21 protein-coding genes and 2 tRNA genes are annotated in these 22,521 nt (G+C 43.6%); 10 read left to right on the top strand and 13 right to left on the bottom strand.

What is annotated here, in order from left to right; all coding sequences use genetic code 11:
• Positions 1-1,632 (top strand): MBL fold metallo-hydrolase, encoded by a 1,632-nt coding sequence (locus tag F6K52_RS02810; protein ID WP_293073736.1) that lies wholly within the window; start codon positions 1-3, stop codon positions 1,630-1,632.
• 79 nt (positions 1,633-1,711) lie between these two features.
• Here the strand turns inward: F6K52_RS02810 and F6K52_RS02815 are convergent, their stop codons facing one another.
• On the bottom strand, positions 1,712-2,023 hold the full coding sequence (locus tag F6K52_RS02815; RefSeq protein WP_293073739.1) for a DUF6679 family protein: 312 nt from the start codon (positions 2,021-2,023) through the stop codon (positions 1,712-1,714).
• 34 nt (positions 2,024-2,057) lie between these two features.
• The gene (locus tag F6K52_RS02820) at positions 2,058-2,297 is read right to left on the bottom strand and encodes a hypothetical protein (RefSeq protein WP_293073742.1); all 240 of its coding nucleotides are present in this window, start codon (positions 2,295-2,297) and stop codon (positions 2,058-2,060) included.
• 992 nt (positions 2,298-3,289) lie between these two features.
• On the opposite strand from F6K52_RS02820, the gene F6K52_RS02825 reads away from it, so the two are divergent.
• The 3 genes from F6K52_RS02825 to fba all read left to right on the top strand — a co-directional run bounded on the left by F6K52_RS02825 (position 3,290) and on the right by fba (position 6,026).
• Positions 3,290-4,159, top strand: a complete 870-nt coding sequence (locus F6K52_RS02825) for an aldose epimerase (protein ID WP_293073744.1) — start codon at positions 3,290-3,292, stop codon at positions 4,157-4,159.
• 66 nt (positions 4,160-4,225) lie between these two features.
• A tRNA-Lys gene (locus F6K52_RS02830) sits at positions 4,226-4,297 on the top strand.
• Between the two features lie 649 nt (positions 4,298-4,946).
• Complete coding sequence (gene fba / locus F6K52_RS02835; protein WP_070390956.1) at positions 4,947-6,026, top strand: class II fructose-bisphosphate aldolase; 1,080 nt, start codon at positions 4,947-4,949, stop codon at positions 6,024-6,026.
• Positions 6,027-6,162: 136 nt separating this feature from the next.
• On the opposite strand, the gene F6K52_RS02840 is transcribed toward fba, so the two are convergent.
• The gene (locus F6K52_RS02840; RefSeq protein ID WP_075896146.1) at positions 6,163-6,477 is read right to left on the bottom strand and encodes a DUF3181 family protein; all 315 of its coding nucleotides are present in this window, start codon (positions 6,475-6,477) and stop codon (positions 6,163-6,165) included.
• 252 nt (positions 6,478-6,729) lie between these two features.
• Positions 6,730-7,008, bottom strand: coding sequence for a 2TM domain-containing protein (locus tag F6K52_RS02845; RefSeq protein ID WP_070390954.1), 279 nt, complete (start codon positions 7,006-7,008; stop codon positions 6,730-6,732).
• Between the two features lie 92 nt (positions 7,009-7,100).
• On the opposite strand from F6K52_RS02845, the gene moaB reads away from it, so the two are divergent.
• The gene (gene moaB, locus F6K52_RS02850; RefSeq protein WP_364415763.1) at positions 7,101-7,622 is read left to right on the top strand and encodes a molybdenum cofactor biosynthesis protein B; all 522 of its coding nucleotides are present in this window, start codon (positions 7,101-7,103) and stop codon (positions 7,620-7,622) included.
• A gap of 102 nt (positions 7,623-7,724) precedes the next feature.
• Here moaB and moaC read toward each other — a convergent pair whose 3' ends face one another.
• Positions 7,725-8,219: a cyclic pyranopterin monophosphate synthase MoaC gene (gene moaC / locus F6K52_RS02855; RefSeq protein ID WP_293073750.1), complete on the bottom strand. Its 495-nt coding sequence runs from the start codon at positions 8,217-8,219 to the stop codon at positions 7,725-7,727.
• 75 nt (positions 8,220-8,294) lie between these two features.
• Between moaC and F6K52_RS02860 the strand changes: the two genes are divergently transcribed.
• Positions 8,295-8,368: transfer RNA gene (locus F6K52_RS02860), tRNA-Arg, on the top strand.
• Between the two features lie 9 nt (positions 8,369-8,377).
• Here the strand turns inward: F6K52_RS02860 and F6K52_RS02865 are convergent.
• The 3 genes from F6K52_RS02865 to F6K52_RS02875 form a co-directional block, all read right to left on the bottom strand.
• Positions 8,378-9,646, bottom strand: coding sequence for an MFS transporter (locus F6K52_RS02865; RefSeq protein ID WP_293073753.1), 1,269 nt, complete (start codon positions 9,644-9,646; stop codon positions 8,378-8,380).
• Between the two features lie 600 nt (positions 9,647-10,246).
• Positions 10,247-10,591: a hypothetical protein gene (locus F6K52_RS02870; protein ID WP_293073756.1), complete on the bottom strand. Its 345-nt coding sequence runs from the start codon at positions 10,589-10,591 to the stop codon at positions 10,247-10,249.
• 567 nt (positions 10,592-11,158) lie between these two features.
• Positions 11,159-12,343 (bottom strand): NAD(P)H-quinone oxidoreductase subunit H, encoded by a 1,185-nt coding sequence (locus tag F6K52_RS02875; RefSeq protein ID WP_293073759.1) that lies wholly within the window; start codon positions 12,341-12,343, stop codon positions 11,159-11,161.
• A gap of 377 nt (positions 12,344-12,720) precedes the next feature.
• On the opposite strand from F6K52_RS02875, the gene F6K52_RS02880 reads away from it, so the two are divergent.
• Positions 12,721-14,376, top strand: a complete 1,656-nt coding sequence (locus tag F6K52_RS02880) for a HAMP domain-containing sensor histidine kinase (protein ID WP_293073762.1) — start codon at positions 12,721-12,723, stop codon at positions 14,374-14,376.
• 19 nt (positions 14,377-14,395) lie between these two features.
• On the opposite strand, the gene F6K52_RS02885 is transcribed toward F6K52_RS02880, so the two are convergent.
• Together F6K52_RS02885 and F6K52_RS02890 are read right to left on the bottom strand one after the other, a co-directional pair.
• A complete protein-coding gene (locus F6K52_RS02885) occupies positions 14,396-15,448 on the bottom strand; it encodes a HAMP domain-containing sensor histidine kinase (RefSeq protein WP_293073765.1) in 1,053 nt (350 codons plus the stop codon).
• 2 nt (positions 15,449-15,450) lie between these two features.
• Positions 15,451-16,014, bottom strand: a complete 564-nt coding sequence (locus tag F6K52_RS02890) for a hypothetical protein (protein WP_293073768.1) — start codon at positions 16,012-16,014, stop codon at positions 15,451-15,453.
• Positions 16,015-16,722: 708 nt separating this feature from the next.
• On the opposite strand from F6K52_RS02890, the gene F6K52_RS02895 reads away from it, so the two are divergent.
• Entirely contained in the window at positions 16,723-17,112 is a 390-nt protein-coding gene (locus F6K52_RS02895) for a RidA family protein (protein WP_293073771.1), read from the top strand.
• Between the two features lie 421 nt (positions 17,113-17,533).
• On the opposite strand, the gene F6K52_RS02900 is transcribed toward F6K52_RS02895, so the two are convergent.
• Positions 17,534-17,779, bottom strand: coding sequence for a hypothetical protein (locus tag F6K52_RS02900; protein WP_293073774.1), 246 nt, complete (start codon positions 17,777-17,779; stop codon positions 17,534-17,536).
• 253 nt (positions 17,780-18,032) lie between these two features.
• Between F6K52_RS02900 and F6K52_RS02905 the strand changes: the two genes are divergently transcribed.
• A complete protein-coding gene (locus F6K52_RS02905) occupies positions 18,033-19,352 on the top strand; it encodes an NAD(P)/FAD-dependent oxidoreductase (RefSeq protein WP_293073777.1) in 1,320 nt (439 codons plus the stop codon).
• A 276-nt stretch (positions 19,353-19,628) separates the two neighbouring features.
• Complete coding sequence (locus F6K52_RS02910; protein WP_293073780.1) at positions 19,629-20,336, top strand: PEP-CTERM sorting domain-containing protein; 708 nt, start codon at positions 19,629-19,631, stop codon at positions 20,334-20,336.
• Positions 20,337-20,476: 140 nt separating this feature from the next.
• On the opposite strand, the gene F6K52_RS02915 is transcribed toward F6K52_RS02910, so the two are convergent.
• Together F6K52_RS02915 and F6K52_RS02920 are read right to left on the bottom strand one after the other, a co-directional pair.
• The gene (locus F6K52_RS02915; protein ID WP_293073783.1) at positions 20,477-21,643 is read right to left on the bottom strand and encodes a catalase; all 1,167 of its coding nucleotides are present in this window, start codon (positions 21,641-21,643) and stop codon (positions 20,477-20,479) included.
• Positions 21,644-21,849: 206 nt separating this feature from the next.
• The coding region (locus F6K52_RS02920) for a peroxidase family protein (protein ID WP_293073787.1) at positions 21,850-22,521 on the bottom strand (672 nt) is incomplete at its 5' end.

The raw sequence follows: 22,521 nt of genomic DNA on the forward strand, positions 1-22,521 counted from the left end.
ATGAGCAATCAACACCCAGTAGCATCCTCTGATCAGGATGACCGATTAACCTGCTTTCCTTACGGTGTTGGTCATGGTGCAGAAGGGGTTTGTTTGTTGGTGCAGATGGGGCCACACCGCATTCTCCTTGATTGTGGATTAGAAGACATTTCGCCCCTACAAATCGATGGGATAGCACCAGCAGATTTAGTCCTGTGTAGCCACGCTCACTCAGACCATAGTCAGGGATTGCTGGCTCTTCACCAAACTTTTCCACAATTACCAATCTACGCCAGTGAGGTAACGACTCAACTATTACTACTCAACTGGCCGGAACTGCCTCCTGAGGATATTCTCCCATTTTGTCAAGCTCTCCCGTGGGCTACCCCTGTAGAATTCTGTGAGGGACTGACTGCTCAATTGTTCCCAGCTGGACACTTGCCAGGAGCCGCAGCATTTTTACTCACTTACACCACTCGCCATAGAACTTACCGACTGCTTTACACCGGTGACTTTTTCCTGTCTAACTCACGGCTGGTGGAGGGATTATCCCTTGAATCCCTCAGGGGGACACAGCCGGATGTGGTAATTGTAGAAGGCAGTTATGGCACTGCTCGACATCCCCATCGGCGGCAACAAGAAAATCAACTAGTAGAGCGTATTGAGCAGGCCATTGCTACCAATAACTCAGTTGTGTTGCCAGTGCCTACCTTAGGCCTAGGTCAAGAAATCCTGATGCTCCTGCGCTCTCATCACAACTTTACAGGACGCGACCTTGATATTTGGGTCAATGGAAACGTGGCTGCTGGTTGTAATGCTTACTTAGAACTGCTGTCTCACTTTCCCAGCTCAGTACAAAATTTTGCCCGACATCAAGCCTTGTTTTGGGATGAGCGGGTACGTCCTCGGGTGCGGCGGTTAGATCCCCAGCAGCGAGATGCTATCGGTAAATCTCCCTGTATTATCCTCACTGACTTAAACATGGATTGGAGGGAGTACTGGCAGCAAGAGAACTGTTCTTGGGTTGTCCTACAACCGGAACATCTTAAATCTTTGGATCCAATCGATGAGTACGGATGTCTTAAGGTTGAAACTTATCTGCTGGCTCAACATGGGGATTGTCTGGGCACCACCCAGTTGATTCATAATCTTCGACCTCAACATGTGATTTTTGTTCACGGTTCTCCTACCTACCTAGCTGATCTTGCTGGTTTGGAAGAGTTACAAAATCGATATCACCTCCATACGCCAGCAGCAGGAACACTGGTAGAACTTCCCATTGGTGATACCTTTATCAGACCAGCTCTACCAACGGAAACAAACTATGAAGGAGAGTTGCATGAATTAGATACACTTGTCTATATCACTCTTTCAAGAGCGATCACAACGGATCCTCGTTGGCAAAATTTCGCTGATACTGGTTTAGTAGAAGCCCGCTGGCAAGGAGAAGAACTGGTCTTGCGGGGATTGTCACAACGAGAACTACTCAAACAAGGGGGCAGAGCCAAGATACCAATTAATATCGAGTGTTGTGGTAATTGTCTGTACCAAAGAGGGCAGCGCTGCTGGAATCCAGCCTCAGCTCTCTATGGTTTTAAAGTAACACTGGAGGGGTACTGTCCAGTTTTTGAACGGATAGAACCCCTTGAGTAACGAATAGTTAAGGGAAAATTGCTAGCTAGTTGTGAGTTATCAATTTTCCCTTAACAGTTGTGCATTAACAATTAACAATCTAGTCCTGATTTAAGTCTTGGGAGCGGGGGTGAATTTGTTCAGCCTCCGGACAATCATCAGAGACTATCGGATCAACATTACCTCGGAAAACAGAAGCTAGCTTGTGACTCACAGAGCCTATGCTTTCCAAGCGGACCATTTCTTCCCAAGAACTGATCTCATCCTCTTCGTCTGTTTCATAACGAATTGTGACTAAATCTCCCTCGATATCAACAATGCGGGCGCGTTCAATCCAACGTTGCTGATCCCGCAAGAAAACGCAGACCTCACGACCATCGCAGCAGAGTTGATAAATCTTGCGGTGTAGCATATTCGGCTTCTCCTGTTGCAGATAACTCTTGGTTTTACTGGTGAAGTAAGCGGTTGCGTTTCTTTAGAAACAACTTTATTTTGACATACTTCCCACGAATATAATTGGCGGGTTTCTCTCCATCCGGAACGATGATGAGATACAATCGAAGGCTAAAATAAACCTGAGCCACCAGAGTAGGAATACTCCAGATCCTTTTTTTGTTGGCTCTGGCGACTAAAATACCATTTACTTGAGTAGTCGAGCCGCCATAAGCAGCAAAAATGGATTCCAAGAATTTAAAGGATTAGCAATAATTGTAGCTCACTCCTCGTATCCCCAGCCCTAAAGGGTAGGGGTTGGCTTGAAATCATTTTTGGTTAACTTAACATGGAATTAAGCTGGTTTGTCTATTCCTTGTTAAAGATTAAAATAGCTTAATAGTCTTTTATGTTCATTGCTTGAGAGTAAGGCATTCATTAGAAGCGATTTTGAGTTGATCAACGCTGCTCGTGTGATTGATTACTTTTTTTATGCATTGTTTTTATGCATTGTCTTGATGCAGAACGCGAATTTGGGAAATCCCCTCAGGTCGGCGCTACATCCCTTAATTGATTTAACTCGGTATCCTATACCTCCGCGGGCCCATTTCTGCTGCTTGCAAGCAATGGTGCTGTAGTCTTTCAGAGATGGTGTTTGGGGGTATGGTTACTCTATAGTTATTTGGAAACTTAGATTCCACTAGTATTGCTATCGATGGCAATGGAGTAAGAATCCGAAAACTCCCCCAAGTTAAACATAGGGGATTGTGAGCTAATGTTGCTCATGGGGTTAAAAACCGGGTACTAGCAACGTTGACAGTAGGATTTTACTCACACGCTTTGTGGCTGTTTAAACACACTACTAACGAACTTGGCTCAAAAAGAGCTGTGCCGTTCCCCTTAGTCTTCTTAGCTGTCAGCTTTGTCACCGACTTGGCTATTTATAGGATACAGCAGGAGAAACCCTACTGCTTAGTATAAACGTCGGCGTGGCTAAAGCCTTCTGGTTCAAGAAGCAAGCATTTTGGTAGGTGTCTACAGGTTCCACATACCCATCATTGTGACATACTAATCCCTGTACGTGCTTGGCACTAAGCATGAATTTGGAAAAAAAAACTGCCAACCTGCCAACCTGCCATCGGTCGCAGTCAGAGTAACTCAAAAATAGGCTCTTACTGTTACCAAAAGTGGTAAGACACTCAATAAACTGATAAAGCTGATTTTAAATCGTAAGGGAGAAAAGCCAGTGTTTGAGATCGTACGCACTCAAGACCAATACGAAACTTACATTCTCACTGACCACAATGCCCAGTCTCGATTAGAAGTGGTTCCTGAACGGGGTGGCATTGTCACTCGGTGGAATATCCAAGGTCAGGAGATTTTTTATCTTGATGCGGAACGCTTTAAAGATCCTCATCTGAGTGTACGGGGTGGCATTCCCATCCTCTTCCCGATCTGTGGAAACTTAGTTAATGATACTTATACATACCTTGGCCAAGACTATACTCTAAAACAACACGGCTTTGCCCGTAATTTGCCTTGGCAGGTGACTGATAGTGCAACCAGTGACATGGCAGTGTTGACTATCACCCTCAAGAGTAATGACCAAACTCGCTCTGTCTATCCGTTCGACTTCGAAGTTACCTTTACCTATCGATTAAAGGGCAACACCCTAGACATTGATCAGCGCTATACTAATCATTCCGCTGAAGCGATGCCCTTTTCCACAGGTTTCCATCCCTACTTCTTGACGTCTGACAAAACTAAACTGGAGTTTGATATTCCTGCATCGGAGTATCAGGAGAAGCAAACCCAAGCAGTACATCCTTTCACTGGCAGTTTTGATTTTAGCTGTGATGAAATTGATGTAGCGTTTGGACAACTTAGTGATAAGACTGCCAGTGTTACTGATCGCGAACGGGGATTAGCGATCACATTGACCTACACTGACGCTTACTCGACCTTGGTATTTTGGACAGTTCAAGGCAAGGACTTTTATTGCCTTGAACCTTGGAGTGCTCCCCGTAACGCTCTTAACACTGGGGAAAATTTAACTCACTTAGCTCCCGGAGAGAGTAGTGAGACATCGGTGAGGCTAACGGCGAAATTTTTCTAAATTTCCCTAGACATTTCCTTATCAATGTGATATTCTTAGTAAAGGTATGTTTGAAAGAAGCTTACCGGGTCGCTAACTCAATGGTAGAGTACTCGGCTTTTAACCGATTAGTTCCGGGTTCGAGTCCCGGGCGACCCATTTTTAGCTAACTGTTAGTTAGCCTTATATATTGTCTACTGATACATAAGTCTAGATATGAGGCTAATGGTATTAGGTACTAGGTAGGTATTAGGTAACTATGAGGTACTAGGTAGGTATTAGGTATTAGGTAACTATGAGGTACTAGGTAAAACAGGAATACTTCCTGGGCTGGTCAGAACCCGCTCGCCCCAACAAACCTTAAATTATTGATCCAATCAGAAAGGTTAGGACCTGTTCTCAAAACTCAAGGGCAAAACTACCTACACTTTACTGTTTATCCAGATTTATACCAGGGTGACTTTGGGAGGATTATATAGATTTGGTAACTTTTGTCAAGTTTTATAGACTCGGCTTTGTCTAGATGATCTAATCAAGAAATTTGAATAAAAGCTGCAAAATATCTTAAGATTATCTAAAGAATTAACCTGTCTTGATGCAGTCGCTCATGGGGGAACCCCCAAGACCGCACCGGTAGCCGCTCATGGGGGGAACCCCCGCATGAAGGAGCTACCTCGCTGCATCGCTGTCTAGAAGCAACTAAATTGACATGTCTGGACTGGCGATTCTGTTCACGAGTCACTAGGGAGTGTCAGACGTGAGGCTTCTCGCCGGAATAGCTAACAAACAAAGTTAGGAGGAATATAATATGGCACTTGTACCCATGCGGCTACTGTTGGATCACGCAGCTGAGAACGGCTACGGGATTCCAGCATACAACGTTAACAACATGGAACAAATCCTGTCTATCATGCAGGCTGCTGAAGAAGCGGATAGTCCGGTAATCTTACAAGCTTCTCGTGGTGCCCGCAAATATGCAGGTGAGAACTTCCTCCGCCATCTGGTCACAGCAGCGGTGGAATCCTACCCTCATATTCCCATTGCCATGCACCAAGACCATGGCAATAGCCCAGCCACCTGCTATTCGGCAATTCGTAACGGCTTCACCAGTGTAATGATGGATGGCTCCTTGGAAGCTGATGCTAAGACTCCAGCCAGCTTCGATTACAACGTCAGTGTTACTGCCGAAGTAGTAAAGGTTGCCCATGCTATCGGTGTTAGTGTTGAAGGGGAACTGGGTTGCCTAGGTTCACTCGAAACCGGTAAAGGTGACAAAGAAGATGGTCACGGATTTGAAGGAACTCTGAGTCGCGACCAACTATTGACCGACCCCGACGAAGCAGTTGAATTTGTTGAGCGCACCCAAGTTGATGCTCTAGCTGTAGCTATTGGTACTAGCCACGGTGCTTATAAGTTCACCCGCAAGCCCACTGGAGAAATTCTTGCCATTAGTCGCATTGAAGAAATTCATAAGCGTCTGCCTAACACTCACTTGGTGATGCACGGTTCTTCCTCTGTGCCTCAAGAGTGGCTTGACATGATCAACCAGTACGGTGGTTCTATTCCTGAAACCTATGGTGTACCCCTTGAAGAAATTCAAAAGGGTATTAAGAGCGGTGTCCGTAAGGTTAACATCGACACCGACAACCGCTTGGCTATTACTGCTGCTATCCGGGAAGCTGCTGCCAAAGATCCTTCTAACTTTGACCCCCGTCACTTCCTCAAGCCTTCTATCAAGTATATGAAGCAGGTTTGCTTGAAGCGTTACGAAGCCTTTGGTACTGCTGGTAATGCTAGCAAGATCAAGCAAGCGACTATCGATGTTTTTGCAACTAAGTATGCCAACGGTGAGTTAAGTGCTGTGGCGAAAAAGGCTGTAACTGCCTAATTTTTAAAGCTTCACAGGCAAATCTTTGCTGTTTTGGTGAACCAAGAACAAGCAGAATTATTTGGGTAGCTGTTAAAGTTACCCAATTTTTTGTTATTAGTGATTAGTTATTTGAAAATTGCCTATTTTCAGATACTTAAAGCTGTCTTTGATACTCTTCGAGAATATCGATTAGATCCATCTGACACTGCATGGGTAGCAAATCTGCTAGGGGAACTTGCCGTTTACCACCACCTAGCTTCACAGAAATGCTTTGCAGGATTGGCATCATCTGGTCTTCTGTGATTGTATTAGTGTTACCGATTAATAGGGGATAAAATTGTTCAGCCAAAGTGGTATGTAGATGGGCATCCCTGAGGTAAAGATGCCACTTGGCTACATCTATATATACCTTGTCGCCAATTTCAGCAGCGAGAGTTTCGATTGCTTCTGTAGAAGTTGGATTAGCCATGGTAATTAGCTGTTCCTAATTAATTACATGTTGGGATATCTAAGGAAGATTTAAAGTTAAAGGTTTAAAGTTAAAGGGTTAGAGTTGAAGGTGTAAAGTTTAACCTTTCCCTCAAAACAGTTTGCTCATCACCTTGAATTAAAAGAGCCGAGTTTATTTGCTGGCTTTCTGTTAACCGTAAACAGTTAACCGTAAACAGTTAACCGTAAACAGTCAACAAAAAATCAATTACTACAATTATCTTGGGTGATTTCATCCCTGAGGGGATTCGGTTGGAGGTTCTTGAGTAGGCAGGGGGGTATAGTTTGCGATCGCAAATATATAAACCCCATGCCCTACTAAAATCAATCCCCACAGACCAGTAAACCAGTATGCCCAAGTCCATTGAGCATACTGTATAGTTCTGAAGAACCACACTCCGGAATTACAAGCAGCAAAAATTGCCACATGTACAGCAAAGTTCATGCGGTCATCTAGACGACGGTAGGCTGGATCACGTCGATCAGGTTTACGAGGCCAACGAGGAGGCATAGATATTTGTCAGTTTTTTGTTGTGTAACGGCTTGGTCTGATACCAACCCTAGTCAGTTAATTTAATTTTAGAACCTAATGTTGGATTGAACATGATCCGAACCAAACAGTTTGTTTCCTTAAATATGGCAGTGATGACGGTGTCCGATTCCCGTACCGAAGCCACGGATAAGTCGGGTAAGCTGCTGGTTGAGAGTTTAACCCAGGCGGGGCATCACTTAGCGGAAAAGGTTATTGTTCCAGACAACATCTACAAAATCCGTGAGGTGGTTTCCCGATGGATTGCTGATGAATCGGTACAGGTAGTGGTGACTACAGGAGGAACTGGTGTTACAGGTCGAGATGGTACACCTGAAGCGATTCAACCCCTCCTGGATAAGGAAATCCAGGGCTTTGGTGAAATTTTCCGCATGATTTCCTACCAAGAGATTAAGACTTCTACTATTCAATCTCGTGCCCTGGCTGGTGTGGCTAACGGAACATACATCTTTTGTCTGCCAGGATCTTCTGGAGCTTGTCGGACAGGTTGGGAGCAGATTATCAAAGACCAACTCGATTTGGGCAATTCCCCCTGTAATCTCGTGGAACTGATGCCACGTTTGCGAGAAACCTAATCTTAGCCATAGATTTCCTGTTCAAAGGGTAATTGGCAACTAAGTGCCTCAGTGGGTCAGCGCTAAGTGCTGACCCAACTTGACTTGAGCTGATTCCTTAACTTAGCAATCCCCTGAGATTTGGTAATCCCCGGATTTACCTCCGGTCTTACTCAACAGGCGAATCGATTCAATCGCGATAGACTTTTCCAACGCTTTGGCCATATCGTAAAGGGTCAAAGCCGCAACAGAAACTGCTGTTAGTGCTTCCATTTCGACACCAGTTTCAGCTTTAGTAGTCACAGATGCCTGAATCTGATATCCCGGTAGTTGGGGGTCCGGTTCCACTTGAACTTCGATCTTGTGTAGGGGCAAGGGATGACACAGAGGAATCAGTTGGGAAGTTTGCTTTGCTGCCATAATCCCAGCCAGCCTAGCGGTTCCTAAGACATCACCCTTGGGGGCATTACCACCTTGGATGGTGTTGAAGGTTGCGGTTTTCATCCGTACCTGAGCAGCGGCTACTGCCTGACGTTTGGTAAGCTCTTTGCCAGAAACATCGACCATCTGAGCTTGACCTTGACTATCGAGATGGGATAGCGAGCGATTGATTTCCACAAGAGTATTGCAAAATTTTTGATCTATGTGTTATGATAAGTAACTGTTGACCCACAAAAAAGTGGCAGCAGTTAAGGGCTTGTAGCTCAGTGGACTAGAGCACGTGGCTACGGACCACGGTGTCGGGGGTTCGAATCCCTCCTAGCCCGTTCATTAAGCTAAGGCATCCTAGTGTCTATAGCATATAAATCCCGTTCACGACCGATGGAGAATCTGAGGGAACGGGATAAATTTTTGTTGGACTGGGTCATAAAGATAATCAGTGCCAAAAATGCTATACCAGCACTACAGGAGAAAATTCCTCGATATCCTAACAGGTCGGCGAAATAACCAAAGATCGGCCCAGCTAGACCAATCCCTAAATCAAACCCACTAATGCAGACAGCGAATACCTGACCCCGTTCATTAGCAGAGGAGCGGTCAGCCATCAAAGCAGTCATCATTGGTATGAATAGTCCAGCGCCAGCTCCTTCTAATAAACCAGCTAGTAAAAATCCAACTCCCGTTTCAGCCTGGGACACCATCAACATTGAGATGATATAGCAAACCACACTACCGGTGATAAATACTCCTCGTCCATACCGATCAGATGCCTGACCAGTTAATGCACGAATCACAAAACTAGCGATCGCAGCAGCTGTGAAAAACAATCCAGGATTGAGATTGATACCACTCTCTCGAATAAACAGAGAGACAAAGCTAACTATTGTTCCAAATACTATACCGATCAACAGCATGACCAAAGCTGGAATTCCAAGAGCAGGGCTGCTTAACAACTGCCATAGTTTGACCCATAGCTGCGAAATAGAGCTTAACCAAGATTGAGATCTTTGCTGCTCAGGTGTAGCATGCCTGATTGGTTCACGAATCTGACTCCCTAACAGCACACCCAGCCCACCTAGAGCTGCAGACACTAAAAATAAAACAGTGTAGCTAACCTCTTGTTGTAGAAAACCCCCCAGCGCTGGTCCGAGACCTAAACCAATTGGTGTTACCAGACTCATGTAACCAATTAACTCACCCCGCTTGTCAACAGGGGACAAATCGGTGACTAGAGCCAGATAACCGATGGTAAAGGCTGCAATACTGATGCCATGAAACATTCGAACCACCATCAACAGCCTAATCGACTGGGTAAATAGATAGCCCAAAGGCGCTAAAGCTACAGCGCTAGTACCAATAATTACTACCAACTTGCGACTGCGCAGGTCTGCCATACGCCCCAGTGGGTTTCTAAACAGCAACAGACCAATGGCAAAGCAACCCATTACTAGCCCGACCTGTTGCTTAGTCCCACCCAAGTCTTCAATATATTGCGGTAGGGTTGGCGACAAAGACGTTAAGCTTGACCAAAACAACAGACCAACAGTAAATAAAATCAGCAAACTTTGGCGTTGCTGCCCTTCCAGGGTCTGAAAAACTTTCACGCGCTCTATAATCCTGAGAAAACTGGCACTTGAGATAGTTAGATAAAATCCGGTTGACTAATCATCATAGTCCTTATCGGGTAATGAGTATTTGCGCTTTGGCACTTTGGGTAATTGTCAAGTACCCAAAGCGCCAAAGCGCGAACACCCAAAAATCCTGGGACTATTTGGGAATTAATTAAGTGGACTTTATACTACTTCTCTAGTTTACTCTTCTTAACATTTTGCCCAGAGGCTTAGACAGGGTGATCGGGTGATGGTGTGATCAAGGTTGGGGGAAGAATCTCACGACCTATTATTCTTCACAAATTAATTAGGATTGCGATGCGCGAGCATCGAGCCGCTAAGCGATTGACATGCATGTCACGCTACGCGAAGGCAGCAACAACTAAGGTCAAGCTTGGCTACTGGTAGCGCATAATGGAGCGCTCAGTATTATCAGAAAAGTATATTATCAGAAAAGTATTCCCGAAAGCGTTTGTAGAAGGGATAGCGGTCTTGTTGTGATTAACTTTACAGGTTTTACTTTATCAGAGATTTTTTTAATAAAGCCTGTGGCTTACCGGAATCCTCACTATTTTCACTGTTTTATTTAACGGTTCACGAGCCTCTAATAATCGATTTTCTAGCCCAGTCTTTAGTATTCTCCAGGTAAGTCACCAACATTTTCCATTCCCTAGCTTCTTTTATCAAATCCTTAACATTGCTCAGATAGACTAGAGTAATGCGGCGCTCTTCGTTATCAGAACAAACCTCCAGAATGGTTTTGTATAGCTTTTGCCAATGCTCTAACCAGTTATCTTCAATGGGATCAAAAATTGCCTCGAACAAATTACTCCATAATAACTCAATAGTTTTAATAGTTTTGAGATTTTCCTCGGTAGGCTTATCCCAGCCTACATGGCGCTGACGTAATACTTTAATAGGTGGGGGATTTTCACTCATAGACAGCAAATTTACTCTTCAGTCTTTGGAGCTACATTCCTAGAATTCCCTAAATGCTGTCTTAAGGTCACAGTCTTACAACAGGTGTGAGCCGTGGCGAATTTAATTCTTAATGGTAAGAGCGCACCTAAAATCAAAAATTCCTCCTAGCTATGCAAAGAATAGGAGGAATACTCGATTAGTTGAGAGCTTCCGTACCTGAGGCGGAGCTAATCAACGTTGCCAAAACCCGCTTACTCTAAAACCTAGAGCCATTGAGCCTATTACGTGACATACTCCCACACTGAATCGAAGATTAAAGTGTGGGCTTCTTGCCAACTCCACCCAACGGTTCGGATACTCGGCAAGCTTTATTAACGACACGGGATGCCCCTCCGCACCGGAACAATACAATAAGTTCTATTTTTTAGTAACTTAGGTGGCTGACAAACCAGCATTTTCGGCTTTGTTTACCAGTAGATATATTATAGCAATTTTATAATACCCTGTGCAAAATTCATCCCACACCTATACTACGCATTAGGTGTGGGATGAATTTTGCCGGACAGCTAAAAGAATTAACCTACCTTAACGGTCTACTGACCCCATAATGATGTCAATACTACCGAGAATCGCCATAATATCGGCAACTTTGACTCCTGTGAGGATATGGGGCAGAATCTGTAAGTTATTGAAATCGGCTGGACGAATCTTCCAACGCCAAGGAAAGACATTATCATCACCAATAATGAAAATTCCTAGTTCTCCTTTCCCAGACTCAAGACGGACATAGTGTTCGCCCTTGGGAATCTTGAAGGTAGGGGCAATTTTCTTGCCCACAAACTGATAATCGAAGTCGTTCCACTGGGATTTGCGACCCTCTGCCATCCGCTTCGCTTCTAGGTTTTCGTAAGGACCACCGGGAAGTCCTTTTAAGGCTTGACGGATAATCTTAACGGACTCCCGCATTTCCCTAATCCGCACCACATACCGGGCAAAGCAATCACCCCCGGTTTCCCAGTGTACTTCCCAATCGAAGTCGTCGTAGCATTCGTAGTGGTCAACTTTGCGTAAGTCCCACTTGACTCCAGAACCTCGTAGCATCGGGCCAGAAAGTCCCCAGTTAATCGCTTCTTCCCGACTAATGGTACCGATACCTTCAACTCGGCGGCGGAAGATAGGGTTGTTGGTGATTAACCGTTCGTACTCATCAACTTTAGGGTCAAAGTAGTCACAGAAGTCTTCGCACTTATCTATCCATCCATAGGGTAGGTCAACAGCAACTCCACCAATACGGAAGTAGTTGTTGTTAATTAACCGTTGTCCACTGGCAGCTTCCCATAGATCATAAATCATCTCCCGTTCCCGGAAGATGTAGAAGAATGGGGTTTGGGCACCCACATCTGCTAGGAATGGTCCAAGCCACAGCAGGTGATTCGCAATCCGATTCAACTCCAGCATAATCACGCGGATGTAGCTGGCACGTTTGGGTACCGGAATATCTGCTAATTTCTCTGGGGCATTGACTGTAATTGCCTCGTTGAACATCCCTGCTGCATAGTCCCATCGGCTCACGTAAGGGACATACATAATGTTAGTGCGATTCTCGGCAATTTTCTCCATGCCTCGGTGCAGGTAGCCAATCACCGGCTCGCAATCTATCACATCCTCCCCATCCAGGGTGACAATTAAGCGGAGAACGCCATGCATGGAGGGATGGTGGGGACCCATGTTGATCACCATGGGTTCGGTTCTGGTCTCGATCTTTGCCATATTTTGATTAATTGCCCCAACTGTTAGCTGCTAGCTGTTAGCCGCTAGCTATTAGCTTACCAAAACAGAGGCAGATAGGTAGTGTATCTTGTTAACTCTAACAATGCAAGAAAAATTTGATATTCTTAATTCAAACTGTTAATTTCTGTTTAAGCTCCTTGTTTCCAATGCCTAGGTTAACGGGAATTTCTACGTAGAAGTTCGGTTCTACGATCTTTAAACTATCAGCAATCACATTACCATCTTTATTAAAGGAGTTGATAGTTTGAATTACTGCACTAGCTGTGCATCGGGGGTGGATTGTGGTGCAATGGCGGTTATTACCAAGTATACGTGAAATTTTATCCCAAAAGGAACTAATTGGAAGCGATGACAAGGTGGCTGTTTCAGTAGAGCAAGCAACTGTGATTGAAAGTTGTTCAATAGGTGCTAGCAGTCACAGGACAAGAGAAGGTGCTAGCCCTAAGCATAGGGCAGCAGCAGCTAAAGCTCAACGGGAATGGCAAAGTGCGATCGCTACCTTGGAACAGTTGCTGTTGCCAGGGGTTTCAGACAACCAATCAACAAGCCATAATCTCGAACACTCCTCGAAGCAAGGATTAATTCTAGCTGGTCCTGCTCCAGTCTTAAGTGATCAAGAGCTACTGGCAAGTTTCGAGACTGGGATTTTTACGAACGACGCCTTGAATCCCTGGGCTTTTATGCCCTTCCAGTTACCTCCAGCTCAACCTGAGACTACTCCATTTGTAGAAAATACGACGCACAGGTTACCCCTGTTTCCAGGAGACCCCTTAGCTAACGAGCAGTTTTGTTTAGTTTTTACCAAAGACTTTAGCTTAGTCATGGTCTCTGGGGAAGACCACTTTGGCGTTCCAGGCTTTCAATTCTCCTTTGACCCAGAGGATATCCAACTTGTTTGGGCATCACTGCGCCGTAGACTATTACTGAGCAGTTCTCATCTTCTAAAGCAGTTGGAAGCTTTAATGGAAAAATTTGTGCCAAAACCCCCCGATTACCGCATTGTAATGAACTTTGGTCGTGGGCTTCTGAAGAATTTACCAGAACTGCCTTCAGTAGAACTGAGCCAGACTATACCGGTGACAATATCGGAGTCAACAATGGTTCAGCCAAGACAACATCAGGATCACAGGGATACGGTCAAAACTGGTAGTCACTCACAAAATGGATCTTCTAGTACACCCTTTGCCAAGAAACAGAAAGGAAGCGAGCCTAACTGGCAACGATTGGTGAAAAATGAAGCGCGAGGCTTTCCTAGAATCTCTGCTGTTAACCCAAAAGAAAATTCTGAAGCTACACCTGACCTTGAGCTGCTCCGAGCTCTAACCCATGAAATCCGGACACCCCTAACGACAATTCACACGCTGACTAAACTACTGCTTAGACGTCGTGACTTGCCTCCAGAAGTCATGCGGCGTATAGAAATTATTGACCATGAGTGTAGCGAACAAATCAACCGCATGGAGTTGATTTTCCGGGCAGTAGAATTAGAAACCACGGCAGCCAAGCAAACCCCTGTTAGTCTGACCTCTATATCTTTGGCTAGAGTTTTTCACAATAGCATCCCCCGCTGGCAAAAACAAGCACAGCGACGTAATTTAACCCTAGATGTAGTCTTACCGCAACAGTTGCCAACAGTGGTCAGTCATCCCGCCTTGCTAGATCAGGTGCTAACTGGCTTGATGGAAAATTTCACCCGGTCTATTCCAACAGGGGGTCATATCCAGTTACAGGTTACACCTGCTGGAAATCAGCTGAAGTTACAATTCCAGTCTCAGATTGATCACGAAACAATCGCTGACGACCATTGCCCGACATTGAAGTCCCTTGGTCAGCTGCTGACATTCCAGCCAGAAACCGGTAGTATCAGTTTGAATTTGAATGTGACCAAAAATCTATTCCAGGCGTTGGGGGGCAAACTAATTGTTAAGCAACGACCCCAACAGGGTGAGGTGATGACAGTATTTTTACCCTTAGCTGACCTGGCTAAGACACCCCTCCCTGGGATTGGTTGACCATTACCTCAACGATTTTTTAAGTTTCAGAGGCAATTGGTAGCAGCACTTTGAATTGGGAGCCTTGCCCGAATCGACTAACTACTGAAATCGAACCACCACCCCGTTGTAATAATTGTTGCACAATGGTTAAGCCTATCCCTGCACCAAGGTCTTCCCTAGGTGTTGACCTACCCCGATAAAAACTGTCAAAAATCTTAGGTATGTCACTTTCAGCAATGCCAATGCCTGTATCACTAAATATTAGCTGAACATACTTCCCCTTACGAGTTGCCTGTACTCTAACCTTACCGCCAGCGGGAGTAAACTTTAAACTGTTGTGTAACAGATTAATTACGATATGCCTCAAGCCTACCTCTGAAAACAAGACTGAGGGGAGATTGGCGGGAATTGTGTAGCCGAGCTGGATGCCTTTTTCTTGGGCAAGGGGTTGATAGGTGCTGACAATACCAGGAACAATCTCTGCTAGCTGCAACGGCAAGGTTTGATCAGTTTGGGGGTCACCCTCTAGCTGCACCAGTTCTAGCAATCCAGCCACTAAAGAATTTAAGCGATCGCATTCTTTATAAAGAAGCCCAATATAGCGTTGGCGTTGGGCGAGCTTCATTTGTGAGGCATCCAGCAGCTTCAGGGCAGTTTTCATGTTCGTTATGGGTGTCCGTAATTCCTGAGCCACTCGCTGGAGTATCTCATTACTCATATAAGGCTCGACCTTTGATAAGGAATTCTTCCCTACCACAACCGGATCAGTAACCCCTGGCAGGGATGGGGGAGATGGGTTAACCTCTCCGATTGGCTCTGTTGCCAGGGTATCCTGAACAATTTCTTCTGTACGTTGTACTTGTTTAACCAACAACTGGGTTAGTAGTGTAGTATTAAGTGTTTCCGGGGGAGCTAAAAGGGTTTCCCAATGGCTGCTTTGGTCTGCTGTAGTGGTTCCAATAACTGTGCTTAACCCCTCTAAGAACTGCCGAATCACTGGTTGCTCAAGGGTAAAAACAGCTAACAATGCTTGACTGAGTTCACTATCAGTTAGATTTTCAGATTCCGATAGCTCAGGTTGGCAAGCCACAATTAAACTACTGTAGTTCTGACAGATAATGAGTAAATCTCTACCAAGGCTTCAGCAATATGGTCAATCACCTGCTGATGTTGATCCATTGCCAGCGTCGAGGCAAATACGCTATTGTCTACCGGTAGAATCCCCTCAGGAGTTGGCTGCAGCAGGTAAAACTCATTTTCATATGCAGCAACCACTTGTAAGCCCTCACTTTCCGCTTCTGCTACCATCCTTTTGAGGAAGTTTCGCGGACAATACGGCCATGGGCTACCATTGTTGACCATATCCCCAAACACACGAGCATGACCAGGAGCATAGGGTAAGGAGGTTAAGGTTTCCCAATCCGGTACTAAGCGGATTTCACCGATGGGTCCCAAGCCACTGCCTGGGACTGGGGCATCTAACATCACCGGTACAGCTTGCTGAGCTGGTGAAATACCCACACCGTGCTTGAGGTAGTCTGGTAAGGTTTTCCAGTGGACTGCTTTACCACGAATGATGTTAGCATTGTCGCACCAGATGATACGCACAAATCGAATACCTAGTTCATCTATAGTGTTCAGGATTTTATTTTTCATTAAAATACAAGTTTTTTTAAAATTATTAGTTTTTGTGGTGTTTAACTAGTAGCAAATATCCTCTCTAAAATCTAGACTCAGTATAGAATAATTAATAGTTAATTGTTACTATTGTTAATAGTTAATGGTTACAGTAATTAAGCATAAATCGGGTTTATTAATATAATTACTGGATTTCAGCCTTTGATTTATAACCATAAACCCGGTTTGAAGGGTCTTGGTGCGTCAGTGCTGATTACTGATACGTAAGCATATGCGCTACGCGCACGCTGCGCGAACAGCTCTCAGCAGTCAGCAGTCAGCTTTATGGCACAGGTCACAAGCCCTGTGACAACACTGCAGCATTATTCCAATGCTTAACGATTTTATTCAAAAGCTGTTCGGTGTAGCTTGCCCTATGCTCATGGATCACATCAAGTAGCGTGCCCGTAGCCCATAAGCTGATAGCTGAACGCGCACGCGTGCGCGTAGCGCTTAAGCTGATAGCTGAATACTTACACTGATACTACTGATAATGAGGTGCATTGATGACATAGCACTTTCTTGCCCCTCATCCTACTAATACCACTATTACCCATCATCCCCCTATTCTTGATCTCCTTACTACCAAGGTTAAGACGTATCGGTCAGGGATAAGGCTGAGATGGGAATGCTCAAACTGCTATGTTGGAATGTGTTAACTTGTCCATCCTGGAACGACTGAAGACCATGACACGAAACATTATCCGTACCCCCAATGCCCCAGCACCCGTAGGACCATACAATCAAGCGATCGCAGTCAGCGGTCAAATGATTTTTGTCGCTGGTCAAATTCCCCTTGACCCTAGCACCGGTGAGATTGTTGGTAGTAATGATGTCGCCAAGCAGACAGAACAGGTAATGGCTAATATTGAAGCTATCCTAGTCGCTGCTGGAGCTAAAATCCCTGACATAGTCAAAACCACGGTATTTCTGGCAGATATGAATGATTTTGCGACAGTAAATCAGATCTATGCCAAATACTTTAATGAGGAAGACGCTCCAGCTCGTGCCTGTGTTGAGGTTTCCCGACTACCTAAGGATGTTTTAGTCGAAATTGAATGCATTGCTGTGATTTAGGACTTGCCTGTCTTAATCTATACAGAAAAATTAATGGTATTTATCTAATCGATTTGATATTGAATTTGGAATTTGGCGATCGCTCAGTAATCAGGCTCATAATCAAGCTTATTGACGAAACGAGCTCCCTGGGGGATCGCTACCCAAATATTTTGGAGAATTTACTTTGCAGACACGCCCTAGCCAGGGTAAACCCATCTAATTTTTTCAATCCTATATATAGTTTTTTAAAAATTAAATAAAAACTATATAGCAATGGAAGTATAGTTTAGGACAGAGTATTTTGCTTGAAAGGGAGCAGGGAGTAGAGACTAACGCCGTAGGCCACGCGGGGCGGGTTCGGAGCAGAAATATGTCTTAAGCTTTGCTTCGACTGCTATATAGCAATTATCATAGCTATGAGGTACACAATTTCGAGATTTTAGGGAACAGGGAACAGGGAATAGGTAACAGATAACAGATAATAGGTAATAGGTGACAGGTAATAGGTAATAGGTAATAGGTAATAGGTAATAGGTAATAGGTAATAGGTAATAGGTAATAGGTAATAGGTAATAGGTAATAAGTAACAGGTAATAGGTAACAGGTAATAGGTAATAGGTAATAGGTAATAGGTAATAGGTAATAGGTAATAGGTAATAGGTAATAGGTAATAGGTAATTTCCATGGCTGACAAGGCCAGGTTTATTGAGAAGTACCCCCGCTTACCCAACAAGATGCGTTTACCCTGGGGTGCAGGGGCAATTGAGAAGTTACTTTAGCTCTGAATCTTGATCGAGATACAGGATTTGAAAATATGGATCAGGCACAAAGAACAAGCCAATTTGGCCTTACACATATTTTGGCAGTTTTTATAATGAAATCGCCCTGGATCATTCCAAGGATAGTTATTTAAGTGAAGTGCATTTCTGATTAACAAAATGACAACAAAAGTTCTGATTGTTGGATCAGGTCCATGTGGAGTTTTACTGTGTCATTACTTGTTACCTCGTGGTAACTATAAAATCGACATCTATGACCGCCGCAGTGATCCGAGAACTATTTCTTTCTCTAACTACAGAGCCTACCCCATCACCCTTAGCGAACGTGGACTGAGGGCTTTGAGAGAAATTGATGGATTAGAAGAAGTCGTTAAAGCTCAAGGGGTAGAAATCACAGGTACGATTTTTCACATCAAAAATGGCAAGAGTAAGTTTGTGTCAAAAAAGAAACCGCTGATTGGTATTGACCGTACTGCTTTGGTGATTAACCTGTTAGAGCAACTAACGAAAAAATTTGACGACAGTCAACTTAACATCCACTTTAACTCTAAATGTACTCAGGTTGATTTGAAAGCGAAAACTGTGACGTTTGAGAACGAGACAACAGAAGAGTTAATCGTTAATTATGACCTGTTGATTGGTGCAGATGGCTGCGGTTCAGTGGTAAGAAAGCATTTGCTGAAAACAGAAGGCTTTAAGTGTGAACAAAACTACGTTCGTAGTCAATACAAAACGGTCTTCTTACCTGCCCCATCAGAAGAAGGACACAACCTTAAACTCGGTAATATGCATGGATGGAGAACGGAGGATCGGATCACCATGTTAGCAGTACCACAACGGAATAAGACAGTTAGCGGTGTTGTTTTTTTTCCCCACGAAAACAATCAGGTAACAAGTCTTTCCAGCACAGAGGATGTGCGGCAATTCTTTAGTGATAATTTTCCAGAGATAGGTAAGAGCATTTCTGACGTAGAAGTCGAAGCTTTTCTTAAACGACCAATCTCTAAAGTTAGTAGAGTTTGGTGCAACCGCTATCACTACGGTGATAGCGTTTTGATTATGGGAGATGCGGCTCATGCAGTATCCCCCTTTATTGGGCAAGGTTGTAATTCGGCTTTAGAAGATGCAGTAGTTTTGAATAAACTTTTGAATGATTATTCTGATAACTTGGTCAAGGTAGTTCCTGAGTTTACGAAGCATCGACTCGCAGATGGTCAAGCCTTATTAGAACTCTCAGAGCATACTTTTCCTTTATCCAAGTGGTTATTTTTTGAGTATGTTTTGAGAATGAATTTTGCAAGAATGATGAACAAAGTATTTCCAAAATATTGCTCACCTTTCTTTTTTGACATGCTATCCGAAACCACAGTTCCTTACTCAAAGATTTTGAGTTCAGCTCAAGGCTGGATATCAAAGGTGAAGAAGTCGAACGATAAATTATTACAAGCTGAATGCTTACACTCTCTAAAAGAAGTATAATTATTCAATTGGACTCGATCTAATCGGAATTCTCAATCAATTGTGATACCAAATATGGTTTAATGATGCCATATTAAAAACCATAAAATTTATTACCTATAATTGATGTGATGAGTTAGATAAGTAAGCTATATAAATTCTCATATTCATGAAAAAAAGCTTATCCATTTAAGGCAATAGGCAATAGGAAATACTAAAGATAATTATAAGAAACTTAGTGTCAAATCATACTTTACTAATAACTGAAAAAAACGGTATATATGAACCGGATTTGGTATGAAAACATTACTAGCAACTGTCATAAGAACTGTATTATTCACAAGTACTGCCCAAGCCGCAACATTTGTAGATACTAGAGAAGCCTTAAACCCTAATGATTTCCTAGATTGGTCTGAACTAGTTGAGGTTCCTGAGGATCTTGTAGGACCACCTTTACCCACCCTACCTAACCCATTTTCAGCGACTTCACCTGGGGGTCTTAATTTAAATGTCAGCATCCCTGCTGGAGAGTTTGCGCGTATTGATCAAACTCCTTTTTTCCCTGGTGCATTTGATGTAGGGGATGCGCTTCTATTTACAGGTCTTGGTAATCTTGGTCCACTGACTATTACCTTTGATACTCCAGTCTTTGGTGTTGGGACACAAATTCAATCTGATCCTATAGAAATTTTTGACTACATAGCAACCATTGAAGCGTTTGATAGCTTGGGAAATAGTCTAGGAAGTTTTGAACGTCCAGGTGTAAGCCAGATAAATGCTGGCGGCGGCGTAATCTTTACTGGCGTTTTTGATAGCAGTGGTGATATCAAAACCTTGGTGCTGAATGCCAAAGAAGAGGGCGTTGATGTACCTTTCGCGATTAATGCCCTGAGTATCAGGTCTGTTCCTATCAGTGTTCCCGAACCCTCAGTGATATTGGGACTTTTAGTTATTGGTACCGGGAGTATCGTTTCCCGGCTCAGAGGCTTGCCAAAAAACAACTAATATGGAGTCCCCTTGAATAGTTATAATTCTCTGGGTATAATTCTTGGGTGTTTCTTATTTGTTACTTAAAAATTTAAAATTAGCAAGTAACAAGTAATATATTACTTGTTACTTTTAACATGTATGCTTAACTTGAAAGACTAATAGTTGAGTCCCCGTTTTTGATAACGATATTTAGCCACAATCGGATAAACTACATTACGGAGCCGGTTGAGAGCTCCCACAGGACGATGAACTACTAAGCCATTCCACGGGGAAAATCGTAGGTTTTCAGCAGAGTCGTATTGTTTCTCAAAATCGATGATCTGATGCTTGACGGTGAGGCGACCAACGGTAAAAAATGGTGACTTCTTCTCACTCCAACGAATTGTGACATCATCGATGGACATTTTCGGGTTGGTTTGGAATTGGATGCCAAAGTCCCAGCAATAAAGGGCATCACTTTTTGATAGTTGTTCGATCAGCTCATCTCGATAGTAATTGTCCGGTTTGCTTTCATCTAATCCCAGAGCTTTGGCGCGATTGATGAAGGGAAGTTTAGGAATACCTGGTCGGGACTGATATCCCATGCTTTGATGGGGAGGCTGGCATGAAACAGGGCTAAAGGCATATTTGATCACAGCGGGATAGTCAACAGGAACTAGGCCCGGTTGAGACTGATCAAAATCTGGTTTGAGTCCAAGGGCATAAGCAGAACCACTCCAATACCGTTCCGTTAATAAACTCTTTGGGGTTCGAGCTGTTACTTTAGCTAGAGCTAGCAATTGCCTGGGATGAGTCCTGAGCCACTTCTGGGCAGCTTGCTCTGACTCAACTATGGATCCAAAAAATTCATAATAATATTTGATGGTTTTGATAAAAAATATCTTGGCATTTTGAACAATAATATCTTGAGTGTTTGGTTCGTAGCTTTGTTCTAGGCTTTCTCCTTCAACACCAATCACTTTCACAGACATTGAGCGTGTGTCTGCGACATAGTCATTTTCAACGTTTGTTCGCCCATTAGCAAATCGTAGCTGAACAGGATATTGTTTCGGTGTCGCAAAAAGTCCTTGCTTGAGGGAAATCCCATTGAGTTGTTCTTGAGTAAGCCGAGTTCGTTTCGCCAGTTCGCTTTTAATCTTCTGTTCATCAAAATCAAAAATTTCTAGGTTTCCCTCCACCGAGGCGTGGGTTTTGGTATGGGTGTCTCGCAAAGCCCGTTCCTGATCCTTGTAAAGCTTATCCATCTGAATCCTAACTTGCTCGGCTACAAGGTCGTAATAGTTTCGTTCGTCCTTTTCGGGATATTCTGTAAATAGCTTCATGGTTATTTTTTTATATATAAAAAATCATGAATTGGTGGTAATAAAAACTCCGTTATTCAGCAGAATTATTCATTCGGTTATTGTCACTTTTAGTGATAATATAGCTGGGTATTGAGACTCAAATTTTACTTTAATGGTGATTTTTTAATCACAGATCCAGCTATATTTTTTGTTGAATTTTTGCTTGACAATACCCGATGCCTTGCTTACGGATTGTCAAATGTTACTTTATACTTTTTATCTTGCTGTGGACTATTGCGGTTTACCAGTTCTGAGAGAGTATTGGTGTTTTGTATTACTTCCCAACCGACCTGAGAAAAAGTTTCTTCGTTGAAGATATTTTCTGCCAACAAGGGATTAGTCAATGCTTGGGAAAACGCATCAACTGCTATCATTCGGGTAACCAGGGCACCTACTGCTGAATTTTGTGGCACATCCTCGGCATAGAGTCCCACATAGAATTCAATCTTGTTGACATCACCGTATAACCGTTTTAGTTCCCTTTGAGTATCTTCATCAGCTGTGATCTGATCGAAATCCGTCACCCGAGGAAACTGACACATTTCCCGGTAATCATTATAGCTAGCCAGTTGAGCTTGACGACCTAATTCGATACTTTTCAATTCAACAGGTATTAGGAATTCTGAGGTGTTAAACAAACCAATTTTGCTGCCTGGTTGGGAACAGGTCTCTTCAAACAATGGTCCCAAGCCTTTATTGATCAGCATTTCATTATTCCAGAGGCTATCCATCATCGGAATTTGCTTGCTGTCATAGGTCAGAGTCTCCGGAAGGGCACTGTGCCAACGATATACCAAACCAAATTCCACTGTCATCCAATTCTGGCGATACCACTTCTGATTGGTAAACGCTGGGGA

It is taken from the genome of Moorena sp. SIO3H5 (genome assembly GCF_010692395.1).
Lineage (GTDB): Bacteria > Cyanobacteriota > Cyanobacteriia > Cyanobacteriales > Coleofasciculaceae > Moorena.

Coding starts and splice junctions, on each gene's coding strand:
- F6K52_RS02905 (WP_293073777.1), top strand. CDS start 18,033: ATGACAACAAAAGTTCTGATTGTTGGATCAGGTCCATGTGGAGTTTTA.
- F6K52_RS02845 (WP_070390954.1), bottom strand. CDS start 7,008: ATGCCTCCTCGTTGGCCTCGTAAACCTGATCGACGTGATCCAGCCTAC.
- F6K52_RS02815 (WP_293073739.1), bottom strand. CDS start 2,023: ATGCTACACCGCAAGATTTATCAACTCTGCTGCGATGGTCGTGAGGTC.
- fba (WP_070390956.1), top strand. CDS start 4,947: ATGGCACTTGTACCCATGCGGCTACTGTTGGATCACGCAGCTGAGAAC.
- F6K52_RS02900 (WP_293073774.1), bottom strand. CDS start 17,779: ATGGAAATTACCTATTACCTATTACCTATTACCTATTACCTATTACCT.
- F6K52_RS02915 (WP_293073783.1), bottom strand. CDS start 21,643: ATGAAGCTATTTACAGAATATCCCGAAAAGGACGAACGAAACTATTAC.
- F6K52_RS02895 (WP_293073771.1), top strand. CDS start 16,723: ATGACACGAAACATTATCCGTACCCCCAATGCCCCAGCACCCGTAGGA.
- F6K52_RS02910 (WP_293073780.1), top strand. CDS start 19,629: ATGAAAACATTACTAGCAACTGTCATAAGAACTGTATTATTCACAAGT.
- moaB (WP_364415763.1), top strand. CDS start 7,101: ATGATCCGAACCAAACAGTTTGTTTCCTTAAATATGGCAGTGATGACG.
- F6K52_RS02870 (WP_293073756.1), bottom strand. CDS start 10,591: ATGAGTGAAAATCCCCCACCTATTAAAGTATTACGTCAGCGCCATGTA.
- F6K52_RS02890 (WP_293073768.1), bottom strand. CDS start 16,014: ATGAAAAATAAAATCCTGAACACTATAGATGAACTAGGTATTCGATTT.
- F6K52_RS02840 (WP_075896146.1), bottom strand. CDS start 6,477: ATGGCTAATCCAACTTCTACAGAAGCAATCGAAACTCTCGCTGCTGAA.
- F6K52_RS02875 (WP_293073759.1), bottom strand. CDS start 12,343: ATGGCAAAGATCGAGACCAGAACCGAACCCATGGTGATCAACATGGGT.
- F6K52_RS02810 (WP_293073736.1), top strand. CDS start 1: ATGAGCAATCAACACCCAGTAGCATCCTCTGATCAGGATGACCGATTA.